The 20912-nt window shown below is 33.1% G+C and carries 18 protein-coding genes, 1 pseudogene and 1 other annotated feature; of the genes and pseudogenes, 9 read left to right on the forward strand and 10 right to left on the reverse strand.

Annotated elements, in window-relative coordinates; translation table 11 throughout:
* Window positions 1–4165 (forward strand): InlB B-repeat-containing protein (locus tag JMO20_RS01365; protein WP_202707443.1); only part of this gene is annotated, 4165 nt, incomplete at its 5' end.
* Window positions 4166–4553: 388 nt separating this feature from the next.
* On the opposite strand, the gene JMO20_RS01370 is transcribed toward JMO20_RS01365, so the two are convergent.
* From JMO20_RS01370 to JMO20_RS01400, 7 genes are read right to left on the reverse strand one after another with little or no spacing between them, the layout of a single operon-like run.
* On the reverse strand, window positions 4554–4763 hold the full coding sequence (locus JMO20_RS01370) for a cysteine-rich KTR domain-containing protein (RefSeq protein WP_424141314.1): 210 nt from the start codon (window positions 4761–4763) through the stop codon (window positions 4554–4556).
* Window positions 4764–5975, reverse strand: coding sequence for an ABC transporter permease (locus tag JMO20_RS01375; RefSeq protein WP_202707446.1), 1212 nt, complete (start codon window positions 5973–5975; stop codon window positions 4764–4766).
* Window positions 5968–6837, reverse strand: a complete 870-nt coding sequence (locus tag JMO20_RS01380; protein ID WP_202707448.1) for an ABC transporter ATP-binding protein — start codon at window positions 6835–6837, stop codon at window positions 5968–5970. Before JMO20_RS01380 ends, JMO20_RS01375 begins: the two co-directional genes overlap by 8 nt.
* Window positions 6822–7541 carry a hypothetical protein gene (locus JMO20_RS01385; protein WP_202707450.1) on the reverse strand — a complete coding sequence of 240 codons (720 nt, stop codon included), beginning with the start codon at window positions 7539–7541 and terminating at the stop codon, window positions 6822–6824. Before JMO20_RS01385 ends, JMO20_RS01380 begins: the two co-directional genes overlap by 16 nt.
* Window positions 7534–8001, reverse strand: a complete 468-nt coding sequence (locus JMO20_RS01390) for an RNA polymerase sigma factor (protein ID WP_202707452.1) — start codon at window positions 7999–8001, stop codon at window positions 7534–7536. The genes JMO20_RS01385 and JMO20_RS01390 overlap by 8 nt, the downstream gene beginning before the upstream one ends.
* Entirely contained in the window at window positions 7973–8200 is a 228-nt protein-coding gene (locus JMO20_RS20720) for an IS3 family transposase (RefSeq protein WP_202707491.1), read from the reverse strand. Before JMO20_RS20720 ends, JMO20_RS01390 begins: the two co-directional genes overlap by 29 nt.
* Before the next feature lie 20 nt (window positions 8201–8220).
* A complete protein-coding gene (locus tag JMO20_RS01400) occupies window positions 8221–8388 on the reverse strand; it encodes a hypothetical protein (protein ID WP_207753402.1) in 168 nt (55 codons plus the stop codon).
* A 477-nt stretch (window positions 8389–8865) separates the two neighbouring features.
* On the opposite strand from JMO20_RS01400, the gene JMO20_RS01405 reads away from it, so the two are divergent.
* The 3 genes from JMO20_RS01405 (at window position 8866) to JMO20_RS01415 (ending at window position 11496) form a co-directional block, all read left to right on the forward strand.
* Window positions 8866–9846 carry a helix-turn-helix domain-containing protein gene (locus JMO20_RS01405; RefSeq protein WP_202707456.1) on the forward strand — a complete coding sequence of 327 codons (981 nt, stop codon included), beginning with the start codon at window positions 8866–8868 and terminating at the stop codon, window positions 9844–9846.
* 102 nt (window positions 9847–9948) lie between these two features.
* Complete coding sequence (locus JMO20_RS01410) at window positions 9949–10425, forward strand: pyridoxamine 5'-phosphate oxidase family protein (protein WP_202707458.1); 477 nt, start codon at window positions 9949–9951, stop codon at window positions 10423–10425.
* On the forward strand, window positions 10426–11496 hold the full coding sequence (locus JMO20_RS01415) for a hypothetical protein (RefSeq protein WP_202707460.1): 1071 nt from the start codon (window positions 10426–10428) through the stop codon (window positions 11494–11496).
* Window positions 11497–12190: 694 nt separating this feature from the next.
* Here the strand turns inward: JMO20_RS01415 and JMO20_RS01420 are convergent.
* Both JMO20_RS01420 and JMO20_RS01425 read right to left on the reverse strand, forming a co-directional pair.
* Window positions 12191–12592, reverse strand: a complete 402-nt coding sequence (locus JMO20_RS01420; RefSeq protein ID WP_202707462.1) for a permease — start codon at window positions 12590–12592, stop codon at window positions 12191–12193.
* A 120-nt stretch (window positions 12593–12712) separates the two neighbouring features.
* A complete protein-coding gene (locus JMO20_RS01425; protein ID WP_202707464.1) occupies window positions 12713–13198 on the reverse strand; it encodes a permease in 486 nt (161 codons plus the stop codon).
* A gap of 384 nt (window positions 13199–13582) precedes the next feature.
* Window positions 13583–13822: a binding site (T-box leader), on the forward strand.
* Between the two features lie 52 nt (window positions 13823–13874).
* On the opposite strand from JMO20_RS01425, the gene JMO20_RS01430 reads away from it, so the two are divergent.
* Window positions 13875–15644: an alanine--tRNA ligase gene (locus JMO20_RS01430; RefSeq protein WP_202707465.1), complete on the forward strand. Its 1770-nt coding sequence runs from the start codon at window positions 13875–13877 to the stop codon at window positions 15642–15644.
* 251 nt (window positions 15645–15895) lie between these two features.
* On the opposite strand, the gene JMO20_RS01435 is transcribed toward JMO20_RS01430, so the two are convergent.
* Window positions 15896–16447, reverse strand: a complete 552-nt coding sequence (locus tag JMO20_RS01435) for a helix-turn-helix domain-containing protein (protein ID WP_202707466.1) — start codon at window positions 16445–16447, stop codon at window positions 15896–15898.
* A gap of 131 nt (window positions 16448–16578) precedes the next feature.
* On the opposite strand from JMO20_RS01435, the gene JMO20_RS01440 reads away from it, so the two are divergent.
* From JMO20_RS01440 to JMO20_RS01455, 4 genes and pseudogenes are all read left to right on the forward strand, one after another.
* The gene (locus tag JMO20_RS01440) at window positions 16579–17538 is read left to right on the forward strand and encodes a PLP-dependent cysteine synthase family protein (RefSeq protein ID WP_202707467.1); all 960 of its coding nucleotides are present in this window, start codon (window positions 16579–16581) and stop codon (window positions 17536–17538) included.
* A gap of 382 nt (window positions 17539–17920) precedes the next feature.
* Window positions 17921–19591, forward strand: coding sequence for an ABC transporter ATP-binding protein (locus tag JMO20_RS01445; RefSeq protein ID WP_279380031.1), 1671 nt, complete (start codon window positions 17921–17923; stop codon window positions 19589–19591).
* A gap of 483 nt (window positions 19592–20074) precedes the next feature.
* On the forward strand, window positions 20075–20314 hold the full coding sequence (locus JMO20_RS01450) for a hypothetical protein (protein WP_202707469.1): 240 nt from the start codon (window positions 20075–20077) through the stop codon (window positions 20312–20314).
* A pseudogene (locus tag JMO20_RS01455) lies at window positions 20311–20717 on the forward strand (SDR family oxidoreductase). The gene JMO20_RS01450 and the pseudogene JMO20_RS01455 overlap by 4 nt, the downstream one beginning before the upstream one ends.
* Window positions 20718–20912: the final 195 nt, after the last annotated feature.

Genomic DNA, 20912 nt, shown 5'->3' on the forward strand with positions numbered 1-20912 from the left:
ACCGGGAACAGCTACAGGATCAACCAAAGCAGACATCACAGAGACTGCAACATCAAAATTTGTGGTAAATGTAACAGATAGTGAAGTAGCAACACCTAACACAACTGATGCTGAACCAGCAACAGGTACTAATCTTATAGACGATTATACATCAGGAGCAGATATAACTAACGGCGTAGCAGAAGGTAAGTATTTACAAGTATATGATGTAGATGCAAATGGAAAAGTAGCAGGCTTTTATCAAAAACAATTAGTGGCTGATGATATAAAACAAGTTACCTTGACCTATTGGAAAGATAATATAGGAACTGTAACAGCCTTAACAGGTTCAGGAACAGAAACTAAGCCATATCAAATAAGTAGTGCAGAAGAATTAGCCTTTTTCGCTAAGACGATCAATTCCTTTGATAATATTTACGATGAAGCATATTTTGAACTGACACAGGATATAGATCTATCTGGTCATCAGTGGACACCGGTAGGGGATTCCTCTAAAGATTTTAATGGGTATTTTGACGGAAATGGATATGAGATAAGTCATGTAATGATAGGAATAGAGACTATTCCCAATAGCACATATAATTATGTTGGATTGTTTGCAAATATCGGAAGTGATGCAACAATAGAAAACGTAGGAGTAAGTGTAAGTATATATTCTTCTACAAATTTTCAAGTAGGAGGATTAGTAGCAAGTAATCACGGAACGATAAACAACTGTTATACAACAGGAGATATTATAGCAAATTCTGCTAACTATATAGGTGGATTAGTAGGATATAATTACAACGGAACCATAAATAATTGCTATGCAACAGGAGATGTTACAGGAGAAGGTGATGGAGTAAATATAGGAGGATTAGTAGGATATAACCAAACCAATGGAACAATAATCAATAGCCATGCAACTGGAGATATGACAGGAGGCTCTAATGCATATGTAGGAGGGTTAATAGGAAACAGTGTTGGAACAATAAGCAACAGCTATACCACAGGAAACGTGACAGGAGGTTCTGGCGCATATGTAGGAGGGCTAGCAGGAGGGACTAATACTGAAACAATAATCAACAGCTATGCAACAGGAAATGTTACAGGAGGCTCTAAGTCATGGGTAGGAGGACTGATAGGAGTTAATTGGGGTACAAGTACAATAAGTGGCTACTATAATTCGGATGCAACTCAGACGGTAGACGGCATTGCACGAAGCACAAAACAGGGTTTTGGCTATGGTACTGGTGGTGCATATGGGATACAAGAATCAACAATGAAGGCTTCTTCACAAGAAGTTGAAGGCGCATTAGTTGATAGACTGAATAATGGCATAGGTACAAACACAGATTGGTTTAACTGGCAGCAAGCCGCAAGTACCAATTCAGGATATCCAACACATATAGTAGTAACGAAACCAAAAATGTCGACAGTAGAAACAACAAGTCCGGTCACAAATATAAAAACAACATCGGCTACTGTAGGCGGAAATGTAACCAGTGATGGCAATGGAACACTAAGTGAGATAGGTATAGTTTATGGAACTACTGAAAATCCAACAATAGATACAGCAACAAAAGTATCATCAAAGAATACTGCAACAGGTACATTTAGTATTGATTTAACAGGATTGACACCAGATACTACATATCGTGTAAGAGCATATGCTACAAATGAAGTAGGAACCAGCTATGGTGAGGATGTAGAATTTACGACAGTGAAGGAATATACAGTAACCTTCAATAGTAATGGAGGAAGTGCAGTAAATAGTCAAACAATAGATTACAAAACAAAAGTAAGTGAGCCTAAGCCTCCGGCAAAAGAAGGATCAGGATTTGATTATGAATTTGGAGGCTGGTATAAAGATAAAGAGTTAACAAATAAGTGGGACTTTGCAAATGACACAATGCCAGCAGAGGACATAACATTATATGCAAAATGGCTATTACCACAGGATAATATAATCATGGAAGTTACTCCAGATACTGTAGAAGTTAATAATGATTTTAATCAAATCTTCACTTTAGATATTAATAACGATACAGTTATAGGAACGGTATATAAATCAGATTTAAGCTTAAGAGGAGCATTTAGTAATCTAAGTATAGGAGAAATTAGCAATAAAGATACTACAGTTACAGCATCAGTATATGGTAATCTAAGTAATGAAGGTGTAGGAATAATTACACTTAATGATGATAGACTTGTAAATAGTACAAGCTTATTATCAGCAAATGTAAACGTAGTTGCAAAACAAAAGTATACAGTAACATTTAAAGACTATAATGGAAACGAGCTATATAAACAAACAGTAACAAAAGGAAATAAGGCAATAGCTCCAGCAGCTCCAACAAGAGAAGGCTATACATTTACAGGCTGGGACAAAGATTTTAGTAATATAACAAGTAACTTAATAATAACAGCTAAGTATAAGATAAACCAATACAAAGTAAGCTTTGAAAGCAACGGAGGAAGTAAAGTAAATTTAATAATAGAAGATTACGGAAGTAAAATAAGTAAACCAACAGCACCAACAAAAGAAGGATATACCTCTGGAGGTTGGTACAAAGAAGCAGAGTTAAAAAATATGTGGGATTTTGATAGTGATACAATACCAGCAAATGACATAACTCTATATGCAAAATGGAATATTAAAGCATTTACAGTAACCTTTACAGACTATGATAAAACAATAATAAAGATAGAAACAGTAAATTACGGAAGCAGTGCAACAGCACCAGAAAATCCAACAAGAAGTGGTTATACCTTCAAAGAATGGGACAAAGACTTTAGCAATATAACAAGTGACTTAACTGTAACAGCAAACTATAGCAAAAATAGTAACTCACATAAAAGTTCAGGAGGAGGAAAAACCTCAAGCAATCAAACAGGAACAACAGTAATAGTAAACGGTAAAAAACAAATAGCAGGAACAGAAACAGTGAAAGAAGAAAATGGCCAAAAGACAGTAGAAGTAAAAGCAGATAGTAAAGTAATAAGCCAAAAAATAGATGAAGCATTAAAAGAAAAGCAAGCAGATAATAATACAAAGGAAAACACAATAGAAATACCAGTAACAGCAAAGGATGCCAAAAACATCAAGGGCATTTTAACAGGAGATATAATAAAGAAAATGGAAGATAATGAATTCACACTAACAGTAAACACAGACAAAATAGACTACATAATACCAGCAAAGGAAGTAGGAATAGAAAGGGTAGCGAGTACACTTGGAGTAACACCAGAATCTCTTAAAAATATCGAAGTATCAGTAGAGATACAGAACACGGATGAAAACATAGCAAAGGAAATAACAGAAAAAGCAAAGGTTAGTGGATATGATATAGTATTTCCACCAGTAGAGTTCAAGGTAGTAGCAAAAGTAAAATCAAGTACAAACAATGAAACAAAAGAAGTAACAGTATCCAAATTCTCAAACTATATACAAAGAGTAATGGAAGTACCGGAGGGAGTAGATCCAAGTAAGATAACAACAGGAATAGTATACAACCCCGATGGAACCTTCTCCCATATACCAACATCAGTATTTGAGAAGGACGGAAAATGGTATGCAAAACTTAATTCATTAACAAACTCAGATTACTCAGTAATATGGAATCCAATCAAAGTAGCATCAGTAGAAAACCACTGGTCAAAGGAAGCAGTAAATGATATGGCATCAAGGCTAGTAATTGATAATCCAACAACTTTTAAGCCAGACGCAAATATCACCAGAGGAGAATTTGCAGAGTATATAACAAAAGCACTTGGCCTATATAGAACAGGTGTAGCCAAAGAAGATAAATTTACAGATGTAAGTATAAAAAACAACTTAGCAGATGCAATAGAAATAGCAACACAGTATGGTATTATAAAGGGCTGTCCTGATGGTACATTCAAGCCTGATGCAAAGATAAGCAGAGAACAAGCCATGGTAATGTATGCAAGGGCAATGGATATAGTAGGATTAAAGGAAGTAGACGATAATAGAATAGAGAATTATATAGACAAAGGCAAAATAGCAGATTGGGCATATAATGATGTAAAGAAAACCATAAGCGTAGGTGTATTTAATGGAAAGACAAATGAAACAATAAATCCTAAAGACACCTTCACCTATGCAGAAGCAGCTACAGCAATAAGAAATTTATTAATAGAATCAAGTTTGATAAATAAATAAGTGACAAGGATTAAATCGACCCCCTTTAAATTTAGGGGGTCTTATCTTTACTCAAAAGAACCATTATGAATTCAATAGAAAAATATATGTTTCCTCATACTGATGTTTGGTGAAGTTTTTTCCTTGTATAGGAAAGTATAAACTTCTTGATATAATAAACATGGGCGTAGCCCTTGGAATAAAAGGATTAGAATTTAGATGTAAACTTGCATCACTTAATAAAAGGAAGTGGTTTTTTTGCTAGTAAATTAAAATAAATATAGGTGTGTTTTAGAAGAATAATGAGATGAAATTCCTTGCTTTCCGGGATAAAGGGGAAGGAATTTTTAGTATTGGCAGAAGTGGATACGTTTTGACAAAAGGGAAAAAGAGCCGACAACCATGAATTTCACTTTCGTTGGTTATCGGCTCTGCGTCTTGCGTCTGGCTCTTTGATAACAGTTGTTATTTTGTATTTGACACTGATTAGCATATCCTGTTTACTCTTAGGGCAGAACAGCGGGAAGTTTTTGAGTTCTGTATCCTCTCGTATCTGTAACATTGTTTTGCTTTGACACATTGGGCATAGTAGATATTCCTCTTTTATCATACACATCATCTATGATATTTGATGTTTTTTAAAGTTGTGATAGCTTAGAGTAAGCAGCAATGTCCCTACTATAAAAGCTACACCACAAATAGCTTGATACAGCCAAATATTTATTCCAAAAACATTCCATGAATATTGATTTAACACAACATCAAAATATGTTCCCATTGGCGATGGCAAGAAAAACCTCACTTTCTCAATCGCAGTTGGAAATATCCCATTGAACATTCCCAAAAGGATAACTATTGTACTGATTGTAAGTACAACAATAGATCTATCTATCACAGAGGACAGAAACAAACATATTCCGGTCATTAATAGACTGCCAAACACGGTTGTAATGCACAAAAGAAAAACAGCCTCTATCATTGTGAAATTGTAGGTTATCAATGGTATGTGAAGCTGTATAGGAGCATTTGCGCCTTCAAACCCATAAATAAACATACATAATAAATATCCCACTAATGAAAGAAATAGTGACAGTAAAATACTAAATGAACCCCCTGTAAAGATTTTGGCGAGAATTTGTGAGTGCTTTCCATTTTTTGATGTTAAAATTAAGCTATCTGTTTTTTGACTATATTCATTGACGAAAATAGGCGAAAGTGTAAAAGCTATTAAAAACATTATAATAAAAGCATTAGTTGTAGATAATGAAAAGAAACGTTCATATCCATCTGTGTATTCCATAATAAAGGGTTTTTGTACCTCATTGTCAATCTCAATCACTCTATCAATATTTTGTTGTGTAAAGGAAGGATTGTTCTGTAAATTTAGTCGATATTGATTGATACGTTTATCGTAATAACTAAATGCATCTTCTTCTGAAATTGTTTGAAAATCATCTATATTAAACGCATGCCCACGCTCGGTATAGGCAGAGTCAATCAATGCATACACGGAAAAATAGGGACGAGCAAATTTTTGGTATTCCTCGCTATCGGTATATGGATAAACATTTGACGGAACTTTCTGATATGCCTGTGAAGCTTCCAGTATCAAATCCCCATCTATCTGTCTACCGGAAAGAGTCAGCTTGTATGCTTTATCCATAAGCATTTCATCATAGTTACTCATGCCAGTTGCGGGATTACCGCCGATAATAAGTCCACAAACTGAAAAAACAGTTGCAATAACAGCCAAAAGAACACAGACCCACACACTTTTCCTAATTATAATTTTCTTGTATTCAAAGCCTACCAAAGTCCAAAAATTATTCATGCTGGCTCACCTCCGAGAAATAGTAAAGATACAAGTCCTCAAGTGTTGCTGATACATTTATTGCAGTATCATGGGGCATTCTATCGCATACAAGCCTTAAAAAAGTATTTTCTCCCTCAGAACGAATATTGATAACAGGGTAAGCTACTGTTAATCTTTCAGCCGTATTGCTGTCTACACAGCACTCAAACACCTTTCCGTCAACGGTTTTGATGATATGCTCCAAACTTCCGCTGTGTAGTATTTGACCGTCTTTCATAACCAAAATAGTGTTTGAGATATGCTCCACATCGGAAACGATATGGGTAGAGAGCAGCACAATTCTATCCTTGCCAAGCTCAGAAATGATGTTCCTAAAACGCACACGCTCTTTTGGGTCAAGTCCTGCTGTCGGCTCATCAAGCACCAAGATTTTAGGGTTGTTAAGTAGTGCTTGAGCAATACCCAAACGCTGTTTCATGCCACCGGAAAAGGTTTTGATTTTCTTTTTTGCAACATCACTCAGTGAAACCATTTCAAGAAGCTCTTTTGTCTTTGTCTTTGCCTGTGCTTTGGTCAGTCCTTTCAGACTTGCCATATAGTACATGAAATTCTGTGCCGAAAACTCGGGATAGTACCCAAAATCTTGTGGTAAATACCCCAGTACGTCACGATAGCTTTCTTCGGATACATCAATACCGTTAAATTTCACTTCGCCGTTTGTAGGTTTTAGTATGCCACACATCATACGCATGAGTGTTGTTTTTCCGGCACCGTTTGCCCCCAAAAGACCGTAAACCCCTATGCCGAGATTTAGTGAAACTCGGTCAACGGCAATTTTGTTTTTATATTGTTTTGTTATTCTGTCTATAACAAGCTCCATTGTAATTCCTCCTGTGATTTTATAAATTGATTAAAGCTGAAAAGAGTTAATGCCATCAAGACCATGAATGTGCCTACCCACAAAGTGATAAATTGCACACTGTAAATAAACTGATAAAGATTATTTGCTATCATCATAAAAACACTTACCGCACAACAAACTGCCATACAAACATAAATTGTTTCTTTGGAACGAAACCTTGATATAATCTCAAGGCTGAGATAACTTGACAGCAAATAAGGTACACCTATATAGACAGAATTTCTAAACACTCCTAAATCGTTTTTTCCTGCAATTATCACGAGCAGTATAAGCATTACAAAGCTAGCGGTTCCCAGTATCCCAAGTCGCATGAGCGTAATTTTTTGCAAATTGTACTTACAAGCAAGCTCTGTTTCTGCCATGTTGTAAGCAGTGCTTCTGTATATTTCTGTAATAATGCAAAGAGAAAACAGCGGTAATATTGACGAAACCACAGCTACTATATTTGCCGGAACCTTGACAACGGTTGTGTAAAAATATGCGAAACAAGTAGCGAGGACGTAGAAAAGCCATACTCTTTTTCGGATAAATCCGATTTGTGAAAACAGCACTTCACGAAATCTTGCTTTGGGATATGAAATACTGTTAATAAACTCTGCTTTGTGTCTTGTGGGTGGTGGCGTAAGGCTCTGTTTGAGTTCCTGTTTTAGTTTCCTATCCATAAAAATCCTCCTTCCTTAAATTCTGTTTTAGCTTTCTCTTGATTTCATTTAGTTTTCGATAAAGTGCAAATCTTGAAATGTCTAAATACTCTGCAATTTCACCTATTCCAAGTTCATTTGTATACCTCAGTAGCACGATTTCTTGTTCTTTACTACTGAGCTTTGATACAGCGCTTCGTACAGCAATCACAGTTATGCTATCCTCTGATTGTTCAACCGTAAGCTCGGATAAGTCATCAAGGATTTCTGTATGCTTGTTTTTTCTAAAATAGTCGATACAGCAGTTTCGTGCTATGGTATAAAGAAAGGCGAGTTTTTTGCCTTTTTCAAGATACTGCGTTGTTTCAAAGTATTTTAAAAATGTTTCCTGCGTTATATCTTCAGCAACTAGCACATTATGTACTTTGAAATAGCAAAACGCATAAACCTTTTCATATTGCTCTTTTAACTCTAAAGACATAAAAAAAACTCCTTTCATATTGTTTAACGTATGAGTGGGCTAAAATGTGCGGGTAAAAATAAAAATTCATTTTTAAAATATTATACATATGGATTGTCAACACTAAATTAGATAGTTTTTTTAGGTTATGTAATTTATATTCTCTAGGGCTTAAATAGCCTAGTGGTGAGTGAATTCTAATGTTATTAAACCAATTAATATAATCTTATAGCATGAAATCTAGTTTATCCAGATTATTAAAGTGATAATTTTGGGTAAATTCAGTCTTAAATATTTTAAATGTAATTTAGCTATAGCATTATCATATTTAGATTTACCATTTTCATAAAGTTTCACCATTTGTGTTTTGAATTCATCTGTATAGGTTCTTCTTTCGATTTTAGTCATATAAACAATTCTCATTTTTATATATCATTTTTAGTTTACATGCACTTAATTTAGTTGTCTAGTTAATTGTAATCGATCCAATAAAACGAGTGTAGCGAAATTTGATTGGTAGCAAGCTACGGCTGAGACAGTCGTGTTGATAGAGAAGAAATATATTGAAATCAAGGGTTTTAAGGAATTTTGAGTGAATTTAATAGTAAAACATATGCTTCCTCAGACGGATGTTTGGGGAAGTTTTTTTTATGTAGGTCTTACTTTTACGAGGAATATACAATTTGTTTAAAAAAAAGGGATTTTGAATAGTTATATGGAATATTTTAGCATAAAAGATAATCCCAAAATAAAGGGAAGGGCAAGAAATTAAAATATCAGCAAGCTTATATTTTCAACAGAAAACAGAATTACTCTCTTGACTCTTCCTTTGGGTAAGCCTTTATACTAAACTTATACCCGATAACTTAGAAAGGAGATGGAAAAATGAGAAACCTAATCAAAATCAGAGATGTGTCAAGCAAATATGACATTACAGCTCGTACACTGCGTTATTATGAGGACATGGGATTACTGTCCAGTACCCGAAGTGATGACTACGCATACAGAATGTACGATGAAAGCGCTGTTAAGCGGCTTGAACAAATACTTATTTTACGCAAGTTGAATATCAGCATAAAAGACATTCAACGTGTTTTTAACACTTCTGGTTCTGATGTAGTCTTAGAAGTGCTGGGAAAAAAAGTACAGAGCATAGACGACGAGGTTGCGCTATTGCATGAGCTGAAGGAAATTGTGCTGGATTTTATACAGGAAATCGAACAAGTGAACTTTTCAGACAACTCTGACATAAAACTGCTGTATAACAAGGCTAAAGAGATTGGAACACAATTGATAAGTATTGACTATATCGGCAAGCCTTCCAATATAAACCGTTTGATTAAAATAACGGAAAAACTAGATAAAAAAATCCCTGATATAATGGTTGTCAGGATACCGGGATTTAGAGCAGTGACAGTGGGTGAACAATTATGGGGTGATATGTTCAAAAACGACGGATATATGTATCAATTGTGGCAGCATGTGCATTTGTACAAAAATGTTATTTTCGACTGTTTTGATTTTTTGCTACCTAAAAATGACAAAGCTGAATGGATATGCGCCGTTAAAGATGGTGTTACCAATGCTGATGTGAGTCCTTTTAAACTGTTCGATTTTAAGGGAGGCTTATACGCTATGGCAGTCAGTATTGACGAAGATAACGAGAGCATACATAAAGTAGAAGATAAAGTTCGCCAATGGATTGAAAATACAAACTTTGAGCTTGACAAAGGTCGCAATGTTATGTTCAATATGCCTTATTTATATGAAGATGGAAAGGATATTGCCTATAAAGACATAGAAAAGGGGCTTGGTTATAAACAAATGCAAAGATATTTTCCCATTAAGCTGAAAGAAGGAATATAAAAATATAAGCAATCTCCTATGATTAAGTATTATTTAAGTAATTGTGAAATGTAAAGTATGACAGAACCCATAGGGAAGTAAAAAATAAATGGAGGAATTATTATGAATAAGTATGAAAACGCGATGAAGATTATGGAAGAATACTGTGGAAACGGTAAGGACAACCTTATTGCTCTTGCAACTATTGCATTATCACCAAATGCTGTCGGCAATCCCCGCCCTGCTGTCCGTATGGTTGACGCTTATTATGAAGATGGTGTGTTTTATGTCTCTACGGATGCGAAAAAAAATAAAACGCTGGAAATTGGGAAAAATAACGAGGTTTCCATCTGTGGGCTAGACTTGTTTGCTGCTCAAGGGACGGCTGAAAATCTCGGTTGGGTGAAGGCCGAGAGAAATACTGAAATAAGAGCGAAGATGAAAAAAATCTTCACGTGGTTCGATGCACATGGCGACGAAGATAACCCTGACTCAATTGTTCTGCGTATCACCCTTACAGAAGGAACGATAACTGATAACGAAAAAAAATACGGTGAATGGCAGTATAAAGTTGATTTTGCGAAGAAAGAAGCGAAATAAATGAGAAGAACACTTAAAGATATGGCAAGACACTTAAAAAATGTTATCACGCCAGAAATACCTGAAACATACACAATTAACCCAATGTTTAGAGATATTTCAAACGAGGAAAATATTAGAGAAGGAGTACTTGCGTTCAGAAATTTTTTATATAAGCTTTGTGATATTTTGATTGCTGAAGGTGATTCCTATGACAATCATAAAAAGATTATTCACGCATTTGATGATCGTGTTTCTATTTCGGTATATTATCCATTCTTGCACAATGTGAAATGCTTATTATTGAGTATAGGTTTCAATAGCGTACTATCAGAAAACGCTCAATCCCTTGACGTCGGCAACAATATATTCAACACGAAAATCTCCGTTACAAAAAATATTAGATCCTTGAGATTTTTGACGGATTGTGGCATATTGATTGACGGTATAGATTTGAAACAAAAAAAGCACGATTTATCAAAATTCGAAAGAATAAAAATTTCGTATCCTGATAATCCTGCTATGTTGACGGGTCTGAAGGTAATGGCAATAGCCGAGAGAGAATTTGGTACAAAAGCAAACAAATTTAAAGCAATCAGCTATTGTCGCTTCTCCGATATTTTATTGCGATGTGATTATAGGGTATTGAAAAATAATGAAACCGATGTGATTTCTATATTAAAAGATACTATAAAACCTTTATCCGTCAATGTGCAAGATTTCATACTGCAGTTACATCAACGTTATTTGGATAAAGGGCTTAAATGCAATGTAGAAATAAAAGATTTATGGATAAAGATTAAATATTCTTGTAAAAGAAATGAGATATGGGGAATTAATGCATCACTTAATAATGGTTATCAAATAAACATCAAAGCGAAAAACACACATAAATACGTTGATGCTATTGAAAAATTTCCTTCATTTTTACAAGAAATGATTGAAAAAGGATATGGTTGTGGAAAAAAAAGAGGTATAAGTGACAGTTGTGATGGAGGTTGCCGAGGGTTCCGTATTTCTCTGGATGACTCAATCATTGATATAAGTAATGCTATCGAGACTTGGTTTGACAAGGAATTGTTATTTGTATAGTATAAGCATAGTGCGAGCCCGTATTTTCGCCCTTGACTCACACTATGATTCCTCACAAAGTAAGCAGATATACGACTCAGGTCAGATGTTCCCAAGAAATGGAATTACATGCGAAGATTGATAGTCAAGAAATAGGTTGATTTCAAGCATTTAAAAAGATTTACAGTAAATTAATAGTATATAATATGCTCCCTCAGATTAAGTTTGAGGGAGTTTTTTTATGGGGGTATTGCTTTTAAATAGATTAAACTTTTGGTCAGAATTATAAGAATAGCAATGTATTTGATTAGTAGATAATTACAAACCACTTAAGTAACTGTGAATTAATATTAAACTGACGATATATAAGAACTACTACTTATTGTAAATGTAATCCCTAGATATAAGGGCTGTTATTATTTAAATATAGAAATAAAAATGGTAGAGAAAAGTGATGGAAAAGTTGAAGTAAAGAGGATGTTTAGTGGATGAATCAAGCATCTATAGCTGAACTGTATCAAACAACTACACAATACATAACCTTACATATCAAGAATATCTATAAAGAAAATGAACTAGAAGAGAATTGAACTTGTAAGTATTACTTACAAGTTCAAAAGGAAGGAAACAGAGAAGTAAAAAGAAATAAAAAGTTTTATAATTTTCACTATTTGTTCGATAAAATCATGAGTACCTATAAATATAAACTATTTACTTAATCTAGAGGTTTTTTTTGTTTAGGATTGACATTATGTTCAAAAGAGTTACCAATTACTATAGAAGATAGTATTACTAAAGGAATAGATACAAGTAATCTTATAACTGAGAATTTGATACCTAAGAAAGATGCCTCAAAAATTGTCATAGGAATCCTCGTTAATGCAGCAGCCCCAATATATGTTAATACTATACTGAGCTTAGCCCCTTTGCTATATAGAGAGTATGCAACAGGAAAGGCAACATACGCTCCACCAACTGTAGTGCTTGAGAGGATGATTGCCCATATATAGCCTTTATAGCCAGATGCATTACCAAAATACCTTTCTACCGTTTCCTTTTTCACCCATACTTCAAAAAGACCTATCAAGATAAATGCAAAGAGTAAGACTTTAAGCATACTTATTACAAACTCATAAAAATTTCCTCCAATTTTAATACCAGGAGTAAAATTGAACACTAAAGAAATAAGTAAAAACATTAAAAACATAATAGGTAGAATAATATTAATTATTTTTTTTCATAGCAATACCTCACCATAAAGAAGACCTATTGCTAAGGCGATAATTAAAGCGATAAAATAACTTGTAACATTTCTAACAACAGTCAGCTTAGTACCAAAGTATTCCTTTTCAATTGGAAATGTTAATATACCTACCATCATTAATGTTGAAGAAAAAGATGAGATTACCATATATTTGACTCCCTTATTTAATAAGATACCACTTAAGGGAAAGGCTATAAATCCTGGCATAATTGTTATAGATCCTAAAGCAGAAGCTAAAATTGTTTCTCTAAATATATTAGTACCTCCTAAATACTTAGCTATTGTTTTATCGGGTAATAGATAAAGCATAACCGAAATCAAGATTAACATTTTTATAAACGATGGCAAGATTTTTTTGATTTTTTTCCAGGCTACTTTAAGAGCCTTTATAGTTTTATCTTTATTTAATATGAAAGAAATAAACAATGAACCACCTGTTATAACATATAAAAATATCATTTATTCACTTCTTTTTAATTAGTTCTTTTCTTAAAAATAATATTTATATTTTTAGAATAGCTTATACTTAATTCAAATCCAATTATATGTTTCCTAATGTTTAATAAATAAGTTATAGTATATTTACCAATAATTCAAAGATAAGTTTTAGTCAAATTATATCTTAGTTCATTTGAGATATGTCTTTTTTTCAGTTAATATAGAAAGTTTACAATAGTTACTGGCATATGTCAATAACTTTAGCGTGAATATGCGAAGGTTAAAGCACAGTTGTATAGAAAGTATAAACATGCTATTAATGTAAGTAACATGATTAAGTTTATACGAAATATAAAAATTAGGTTTGACAATTTTAATAACGAGTGGTAATATTATAACAATAATTTAAAGGCAATGAAGAGAAATAGTAAATATAATTTGCTGTTCAGAGAGAAGATGGTTGGTGCGAATCTTCACAGTGAGTATATTGAAGCAGTCTCAGAGCTGTGAACCGAAACAATAGTAGGCTTCAACGGAAATCCACCGTTATCATAGGATAATGTATCGGTTTCGACCCGTACATATTGAGTGCAGAGTTTCTCTGAAATTAGGTGGTACCACGGATGATGTTTATTCGCCCTAAGCTATTAATAGCTTAGGGCTTTTTTAATACAAATTATAAGAAAGGAAGATAACGATGACAGCAAATGAATTAAGAGAACTTTACTTATCATTTTACGTGGAAAGGAGACATAAGATAGCCGCTGCCGCTTCACTTGTACCTGAAGATGATGCAAGTGTGCTGTATACAACTGCTGGAATGCAACCGTTGATTCCTTATCTTTTAGGGAGAAAACACCCAAATGGTAATCGACTGGTGAATGTACAAAGGTGTGTTCGAACAGGAGATATAGAAGAAGTAGGTGATGATTACCACTTAACAGTATTTGAAATGTTAGGAAATTGGTCATTAGGAGATTATTTCAAAGAAGAAGCAATTTCAATGAGTTTTATATTTCTTACAGAAAAGTTAGGAATACCCAAGGATAAACTGGCAGTAACTGTTCACAAAGGAAATGAAAAAGTTCCTGTAGATAGAGAGGCAGCCGAAACATGGATAAAGATGGGAATAGATGAAGAAAACATCTTTTACTATGGAGATGAAGAGAACTGGTGGGGACCGGCAGGTGAAACAGGACCTTGTGGACCGGACTCGGAAATGTTTTATGTCAATGATATACCAGACTGTAATGAAAATTGTGGACCTGCTTGTAGTTGTGGAAAATATGTGGAATTAGGGAATAATGTGTTTATGACCTATAATAAGGGGAAAGATGGATCCTTAACCGTATTAAAACAAAAAAATATTGATGTAGGATTGGGATTTGAGAGATTACTTATTCTAGCTAATGGATTAAGTAATGTTTATGAAACAGATTTATTTACACCAATAATCAATGAATTGGAGAAGTTAACAGAGAAGAAATACGATGAAACAACAAAAAATAGTTTTAGGATTATCGCTGAACATATAAGAGCGTCAGTTTTTATATTAGCAGATCCCACAAAAATTGTGCCTTCAAATTCAGAGCAAGGCTATATTGTTAGACGCTTAATACGAAGAGCTATACGAAAGATATTACAACAAGAGATATCTGAGAACATACTACCTGATTTAGCCACTATTGTAATTGAATCCTATAAAGATGCATATCCACAGGTAAAAGAAAGAGAAGTTTATATAAAGAATGAGTTGGTAAAGGAATATGAAAAGTTCAACAGAACCTTGAAAAGTGGGCTGAAAATGGCTGATCGTATAATTGGAAAACTATCGGGGGATGAAGAACTAAATGGAGAAGATGCTTTTAAACTGTATGATACATATGGATTTCCTCTTGAACTAACAGTTGAATTAACTGAGGAAAGAAATAAAACTGTTGATATTGAAGGATTCAACAAGTGTTTTAAAAAACATCAAGAAAAATCTAGAACCAGTGCAGCAGGCAAATTTAAAGGTGGTCTAGCAGAAAATAATGAAAAGAGTGTTAGATTACATACAGCTACACATCTTTTGAATGCAGGATTAAGACATATTTTAGGTGATACTGTTTATCAGAGAGGCAGTCATATTAATGCTGAAAGGTTACGATTTGATTTTTCATTTGATAGAAAGATGACGAAAGAAGAACTTTTAAAAGTCGAATCATTTGTTAATGAAGCAATCAATATGGGAATTGATGTTGAAATGCAAAAGATGAGTGTTGATGAAGCAAAGGCTATAGGTGCGATTGGAATCTTTGATTCAAAGTATGAGAGTGAAGTGAAAGTCTATTCTATTGAAGGATATTCAAAGGAAATATGTGGAGGACCACATGTAAGTAATACTGATGAATTAGGTCACTTTAAGATAATGAAAGAACAAAGTTCTTCAGCTGGAGTAAGAAGAATTAAGGCAGTTATAGAGTAGCATTTCTTCAAGTAATACAAGTTTCAACTTGTATCACTTGAAAATTCTTTTTTGCCTTCAGCCTGTTCTTCAGATAATTCAACTTAATACAGTGCAGGGCCTCTAAAAAATACGGAAAACTAATCTAGGGTATGGGTATACGTTCTTGTAAATTTAATATAAAGTAGAGAGAGATCATGAATATAGCTATGATAGCTTACAATTTCATGATTTCTTTGTTTTATGAGAAGTGTCTAATAGTTAAATAATTTCTAAACAGAATAAAAATTTATTATGGCAGTTTTTAAGATGCCTTTTCCACTATTGAAATAACTGTGTTTAGCAGAAGCAGTGAAAGTAATTGTGTCATCAGCATTCAATATAAAGGTTTCATTGTTTACTTCTAGAGTTAATTCCCCTTCTAAAACCATTAAATATTCTTCAGATTTTTCAGAGTGTCCCACAGAAGTATATCTACATCCTTCATCAAGTTCCATTTGAAAAAGCTCAAAATTACGATGAGGTGTATTGGAATAGTAACAGTAAAGACGGTATTGTCCATCGTCAGTTTTTTGTGAAACTATGTCTGACTTTTTTATAACATAAGCATCCTGTTGTTGTTGTTCTAACAATGATGTATACGGAATATTTAAGCCAGCAGTTATTTTCCAGATGGTATTTATTGTTGGGTTAGTTTTACCTTTTTCTATTTTAGAAAGCATAACTTTGCTAATATCCGATAGTTCAGCAAGCTGACTTAAACTCAAATTTCTCTCACTACGAAGTCTTTTTAGATTTTCAGCAATAATTAAATTTATATTCATAAGTACTTGGCCTCCTTTATCACTATTGACAAATATAATTAACGATTGTAAAATACACTTAACATTAATTATATTTTACAATTGTAAAATATAATTAATTATAACGCAATTATTATAGGAGGGCAAGAGAGATGAAAAAATTATTAGAAAATATTTATGAAGCTATCGGACAAACTCCAATGTTACGACTTAGAAGAATTACAAAGCACTATGGAGTAGAGGGAAATATCTTTGCAAAATTAGAGTACCTTAATCCTGGGTTCAGCAAAAAAGATCGTCCTGCTTTGCAGATGATTGAGGAAGCTGAAGCAAGTGGTCAACTAAAGCCTGGTCAGACTGTTATTGAGTTAACAAGTGGAAATACAGGCACAGGACTTTCCATTGTCTGTAAAGCAAAAGGACATCCTTTTATAGCAGTTATGTCAGAAGGAAACTCTATGGAACGCACTAGAATGATGCGTGCACTTGGGGCAGAAGTTATTATAGTTCCACAAGCTAAAAATTCAGTAAAAGGACAGGTATCGGGGGAAGATTTAAAATTAGTAGAAGAAATGACTGCAAAATTAACAAAGGAAAGAAATGCATTTCGTGCAGATCAGTTCAATTTGGATAGTTCCTATAGAGCTCACCTACTTCATACGTCAGTGGAAATGTTAGAGCAGAGCGATGGAAAAATAGATTGCTTTGTTGATATTGTAGGAAGTGGCGGTACATTTGAAGGATGTGCAGAAAAATTTAAAGAGTATAATAAAAATATAAGCTGCTATATTGTTGAACCTGCTAATGCTGCAGTATATGCAGGGAAAGAGCTCATCAATGAAGGACGTCACCAAGTTCAAGGATGTGGATATGCTATGAATTTATCAAAGGTAAATAAAGAACTAATTGATGGATGTATACAGGTAACAGATGAAGAGGTTATCCAAATGACAAGAGACCTAGCTAGATTAGAGGGAACATTTGTAGGATTTTCATCAGGAGCGAATGTTTGTGCAGCAATTCAATTGTTGAAGAGCAAAGAGAAGGGAAAAAATATTGTACTAACACTTAATGATAGTGGTTTAAAATACTTAAGTACTGATTTATTTTAAATACGTTTAAAATCATTAAATATAGCTATATTTAATGGGAATAATTCTTATATTGTTATGTGAAGAACATAGTAAGATTAGGATATTTCTAATTATAGCTTTCAGAGATTCTAAAGTTGGAAACATTGTTGCAACCATTAGTATATGATAAAATTATCAATAAAATATATACTATTTCTTTTATCGCAGTTTTATGCGATATATAAAAATACAGTAGAAAGGGTGTTCTAAATGAAAAATACATTAAAAGTAGAAATGAAAAAAGTTTGGAGGGACACTATAATTTAACCCTCCAAAATAATGGAGGAGGAAATATATGAATTTTAGATTTAAAAAATTTTTATCTTATTATAAACCTTATTTAGGCTTGTTTTTTTCGGTCATGATTTGCGCATTTATTGTAGCTGGAATTACACTAATATTACCATTGCTTACAAGATATATTACTAAAACTGTATTAGAAGGAAATATGACAAACGCACTGAATCAAATTTATAAAGTAGGTGCGTTAATGCTTGTGCTAATTGGAATACAGACAGCTTGTAACTATTATTATGATTATAGAGGTCATGAAATGGGAGCAATGATGGAAAGTGATATGCGTAGTGAATTATTTGAACATTATCAAAAGTTATCTTTTGGTTTTTATGATGGACAAAGAACTGGATTGTTAATGTCTAGAATAACCAATGATTTACTTTCTTTATCAGAATTATATCATCACGGTCCAGAGGATTACATAATATATTTGGTAAAATTTATTGGTGCCTTTGCAATTCTGCTAAATATCAACGTTAAATTAACTATTGCTGTTTTTTGCTTTTTACCAATCATGGCGGTTTTTGCATTTTATTTCAATAAACGAATGCATATTGCTTTAAGAAAAAATAAGGAATGTATTGGTGATGTTAATGCTCAGGTTGAAGATAATCTTTCTGGTATACGGGTGGTAAAGTCCTTTGCCAATGAAGAAATAGAAAAGGAAAAATTTGCTTATGAAAACAATAAGTTTCTTGAGAGCAGAAAAAATACTTATAGAAATGAGTCATACTTTTATAATGGAATGAATGCTTTTATACAACTTATTACAGTAACAGTAATTGTTTTTGGCGGTGTTAATATTGTAAAAACTTCTTTAGATTTGGCAGATTTGATTACGTTTTTACTCTATATTGGGAATCTTATTGAACCTGTACAAAAATTAACTCATATGACTATGCAGCTGCAAGAAGGAATTGCTAGTTTTGGACGATTTGTAGAAATTTTGGATATTGAACCGGAAATCAAGAACGTATCCAATGCTCTTGAATTAGAGAATGTGAAAGGAAATGTAGAGTTTAGAAATGTAAGATTCAGATATCATGAGGTTCAGGACTATATCTTGGAAAACTTATCTATGAATGTTAGTGCTGGAGAATATATTGCTTTAGTTGGTACTTCTGGAGTTGGTAAAACAACTCTATGCTCACTCATACCTCGCTTTTATGAAGTAAGTCAGGGGGAAATATTACTGGATGGTGTAAACATCAAAGACATTCGATTGAGTTCTTTAAGAAGGAACGTGGGTGTGGTTCATCAAGACGTTTATTTGTTTTCTGGGACTATTTTAGATAATATTGGCTATGGAAAACCCAATTCAAGTAAAGAAGAAATTATTGAAGCTGCTAAGAAGGCAAATGCTCATGAATTTATCATGAAACTTCCTGAGGGATATAATACGGATATTGGACAACGAGGTGTGAAATTATCTGGAGGCCAAAAACAAAGATTAAGTATTGCAAGAGTTTTCTTGAAGAATCCACCTGTTTTGATTTTTGATGAAGCCACAAGTGCATTGGACAATGAAAGTGAAAGGGTTGTCCAAGATTCATTAGAAAGTTTGGCTAAAAATCGCACAACCTTTGTCATAGCCCATCGTTTGTCAACAATTAGAAATGCAAGAAGGATTGTTGTATTAACAGAGCAAGGGATTGGTGAACAGGGAACTCATGAAGAATTATTAGCATTAAATGGTACATATGCGCATTTATATAATATGCATTCTAAAATTTAACTAAGAATGCTAGTGTAAAGACTAATATAATTGGACATATTCTCAATTTAGAAAAGACCCCCTTGATTTTAGGGAGGGCTTACTTTTACACAGAAATACAAATGTCCAGAATTATAAGAAGAGTGACACATTTACTTAGTAGATAATACAGGTCACTTAAGATTCCTAAGAATTAATAATTAGATTAACGACTTATAAGAACTATTACTTATGCAAATACATTTTCTAGATATGAGGTTTGTTGGTACTGAGTCAAACTATTGGAATTATTGACCAATATTAGTTGAGAAATTTACTTATTAGAAATATAATAGAACATATAATCAATAGGTTGAAAAATGATAAATTTTAGTATTTTGATTAGAAGAAATGACTGCTTTTGAAGGTCAGAAGACTATTATAACTTTACTTTATAGTACAGAAATAGAGCAAGAAACTGAATGATGTAAAAGAATAAGCCAGTTTAGATGAGTTATATTCATCTTGACTGACTTTTTTTTATTAACAAAATTCGAACAAAACTCAAACAAAGAAGAAATAATTAATGAGTATTATATAAATATAAAAAAATTCATTGTTTTAAAAGAGAAATATTATAAGAGAAGAAGGAAAAATATTGTAGTAACTGGTGGCGACAATAGTATGGGAAGGGAACTGCTTTTACAACTCCTAGCAAAAGGTGTAACTATTTTTGCAGTTGACATCAAAATTTGGATGCATTGAGTAAGACTGTAAAAATTGAAGGAAATACCAATAGGTTGTTTATCTATAAAGTCGATATTTCAGACAAAGAATCAATATATTCATTTATCGAAAGGGTTATAAATGAGCATAACAAGATTGAGGGGGTTATCAATAATGCCAGTATTATTCAACTTTTTATCCATCTAAATGAATTAGAAATGGATGGCATTGACAGAGTTAAGAATATTAACTTTTATGGGATACTTTATATGGTAAAAGCATTTTGCTTTATTTACAAAAATGTCCAAGAGCACACATTGTAAATGTATCAGGTATGGGAGTTTTTTTATCTGTACTTGGTCAGAGTGTATATAGTGCTTCTAAAGTAGCAGTAAAATTGCTTAGCGAAGGACTTTTGTCAGATTTTTTGACACGAATGTAAAGGTGTCTGTTATAATTCTAGGAGGCACAGCTACAGATATTAAAAAGAATTCAAATGTAACATACAAGGTATCTACTGAAAAACTGAATAAGCAGGTACAGTATTTTTTCAGTTAAATAAAAAATCTATGGTTTATAGATATTAGTGTTATAATATTTTTAATATTAAGGCTTAACAAAGACGAAATACTGTTAT

Origin of the sequence: Sporosalibacterium faouarense (assembly GCF_016765695.1) — a bacterium.
Classification (GTDB): Bacteria; Bacillota; Clostridia; order Tissierellales; family VENL01; genus Sporosalibacterium; species Sporosalibacterium faouarense.

Coding starts and splice junctions, on each gene's coding strand:
- JMO20_RS01370 (WP_424141314.1), bottom strand. CDS start 4,763: ATGATGTGTATGATAAAAGAGGAATATCTACTATGCCCAATGTGTCAA.
- JMO20_RS01375 (WP_202707446.1), bottom strand. CDS start 5,975: ATGAATAATTTTTGGACTTTGGTAGGCTTTGAATACAAGAAAATTATA.
- JMO20_RS01380 (WP_202707448.1), bottom strand. CDS start 6,837: ATGGAGCTTGTTATAGACAGAATAACAAAACAATATAAAAACAAAATT.
- JMO20_RS01385 (WP_202707450.1), bottom strand. CDS start 7,541: ATGGATAGGAAACTAAAACAGGAACTCAAACAGAGCCTTACGCCACCA.
- JMO20_RS01390 (WP_202707452.1), bottom strand. CDS start 8,001: ATGTCTTTAGAGTTAAAAGAGCAATATGAAAAGGTTTATGCGTTTTGC.
- JMO20_RS01400 (WP_207753402.1), bottom strand. CDS start 8,388: ATGACTAAAATCGAAAGAAGAACCTATACAGATGAATTCAAAACACAA.
- JMO20_RS01405 (WP_202707456.1), top strand. CDS start 8,866: ATGAGAAACCTAATCAAAATCAGAGATGTGTCAAGCAAATATGACATT.
- JMO20_RS01410 (WP_202707458.1), top strand. CDS start 9,949: ATGAATAAGTATGAAAACGCGATGAAGATTATGGAAGAATACTGTGGA.
- JMO20_RS01415 (WP_202707460.1), top strand. CDS start 10,426: ATGAGAAGAACACTTAAAGATATGGCAAGACACTTAAAAAATGTTATC.
- JMO20_RS01420 (WP_202707462.1), bottom strand. CDS start 12,592: ATGCTTAAAGTCTTACTCTTTGCATTTATCTTGATAGGTCTTTTTGAA.
- JMO20_RS01425 (WP_202707464.1), bottom strand. CDS start 13,198: ATGATATTTTTATATGTTATAACAGGTGGTTCATTGTTTATTTCTTTC.
- JMO20_RS01430 (WP_202707465.1), top strand. CDS start 13,875: ATGACAGCAAATGAATTAAGAGAACTTTACTTATCATTTTACGTGGAA.
- JMO20_RS01435 (WP_202707466.1), bottom strand. CDS start 16,447: ATGAATATAAATTTAATTATTGCTGAAAATCTAAAAAGACTTCGTAGT.
- JMO20_RS01440 (WP_202707467.1), top strand. CDS start 16,579: ATGAAAAAATTATTAGAAAATATTTATGAAGCTATCGGACAAACTCCA.
- JMO20_RS01445 (WP_279380031.1), top strand. CDS start 17,921: ATGATTTGCGCATTTATTGTAGCTGGAATTACACTAATATTACCATTG.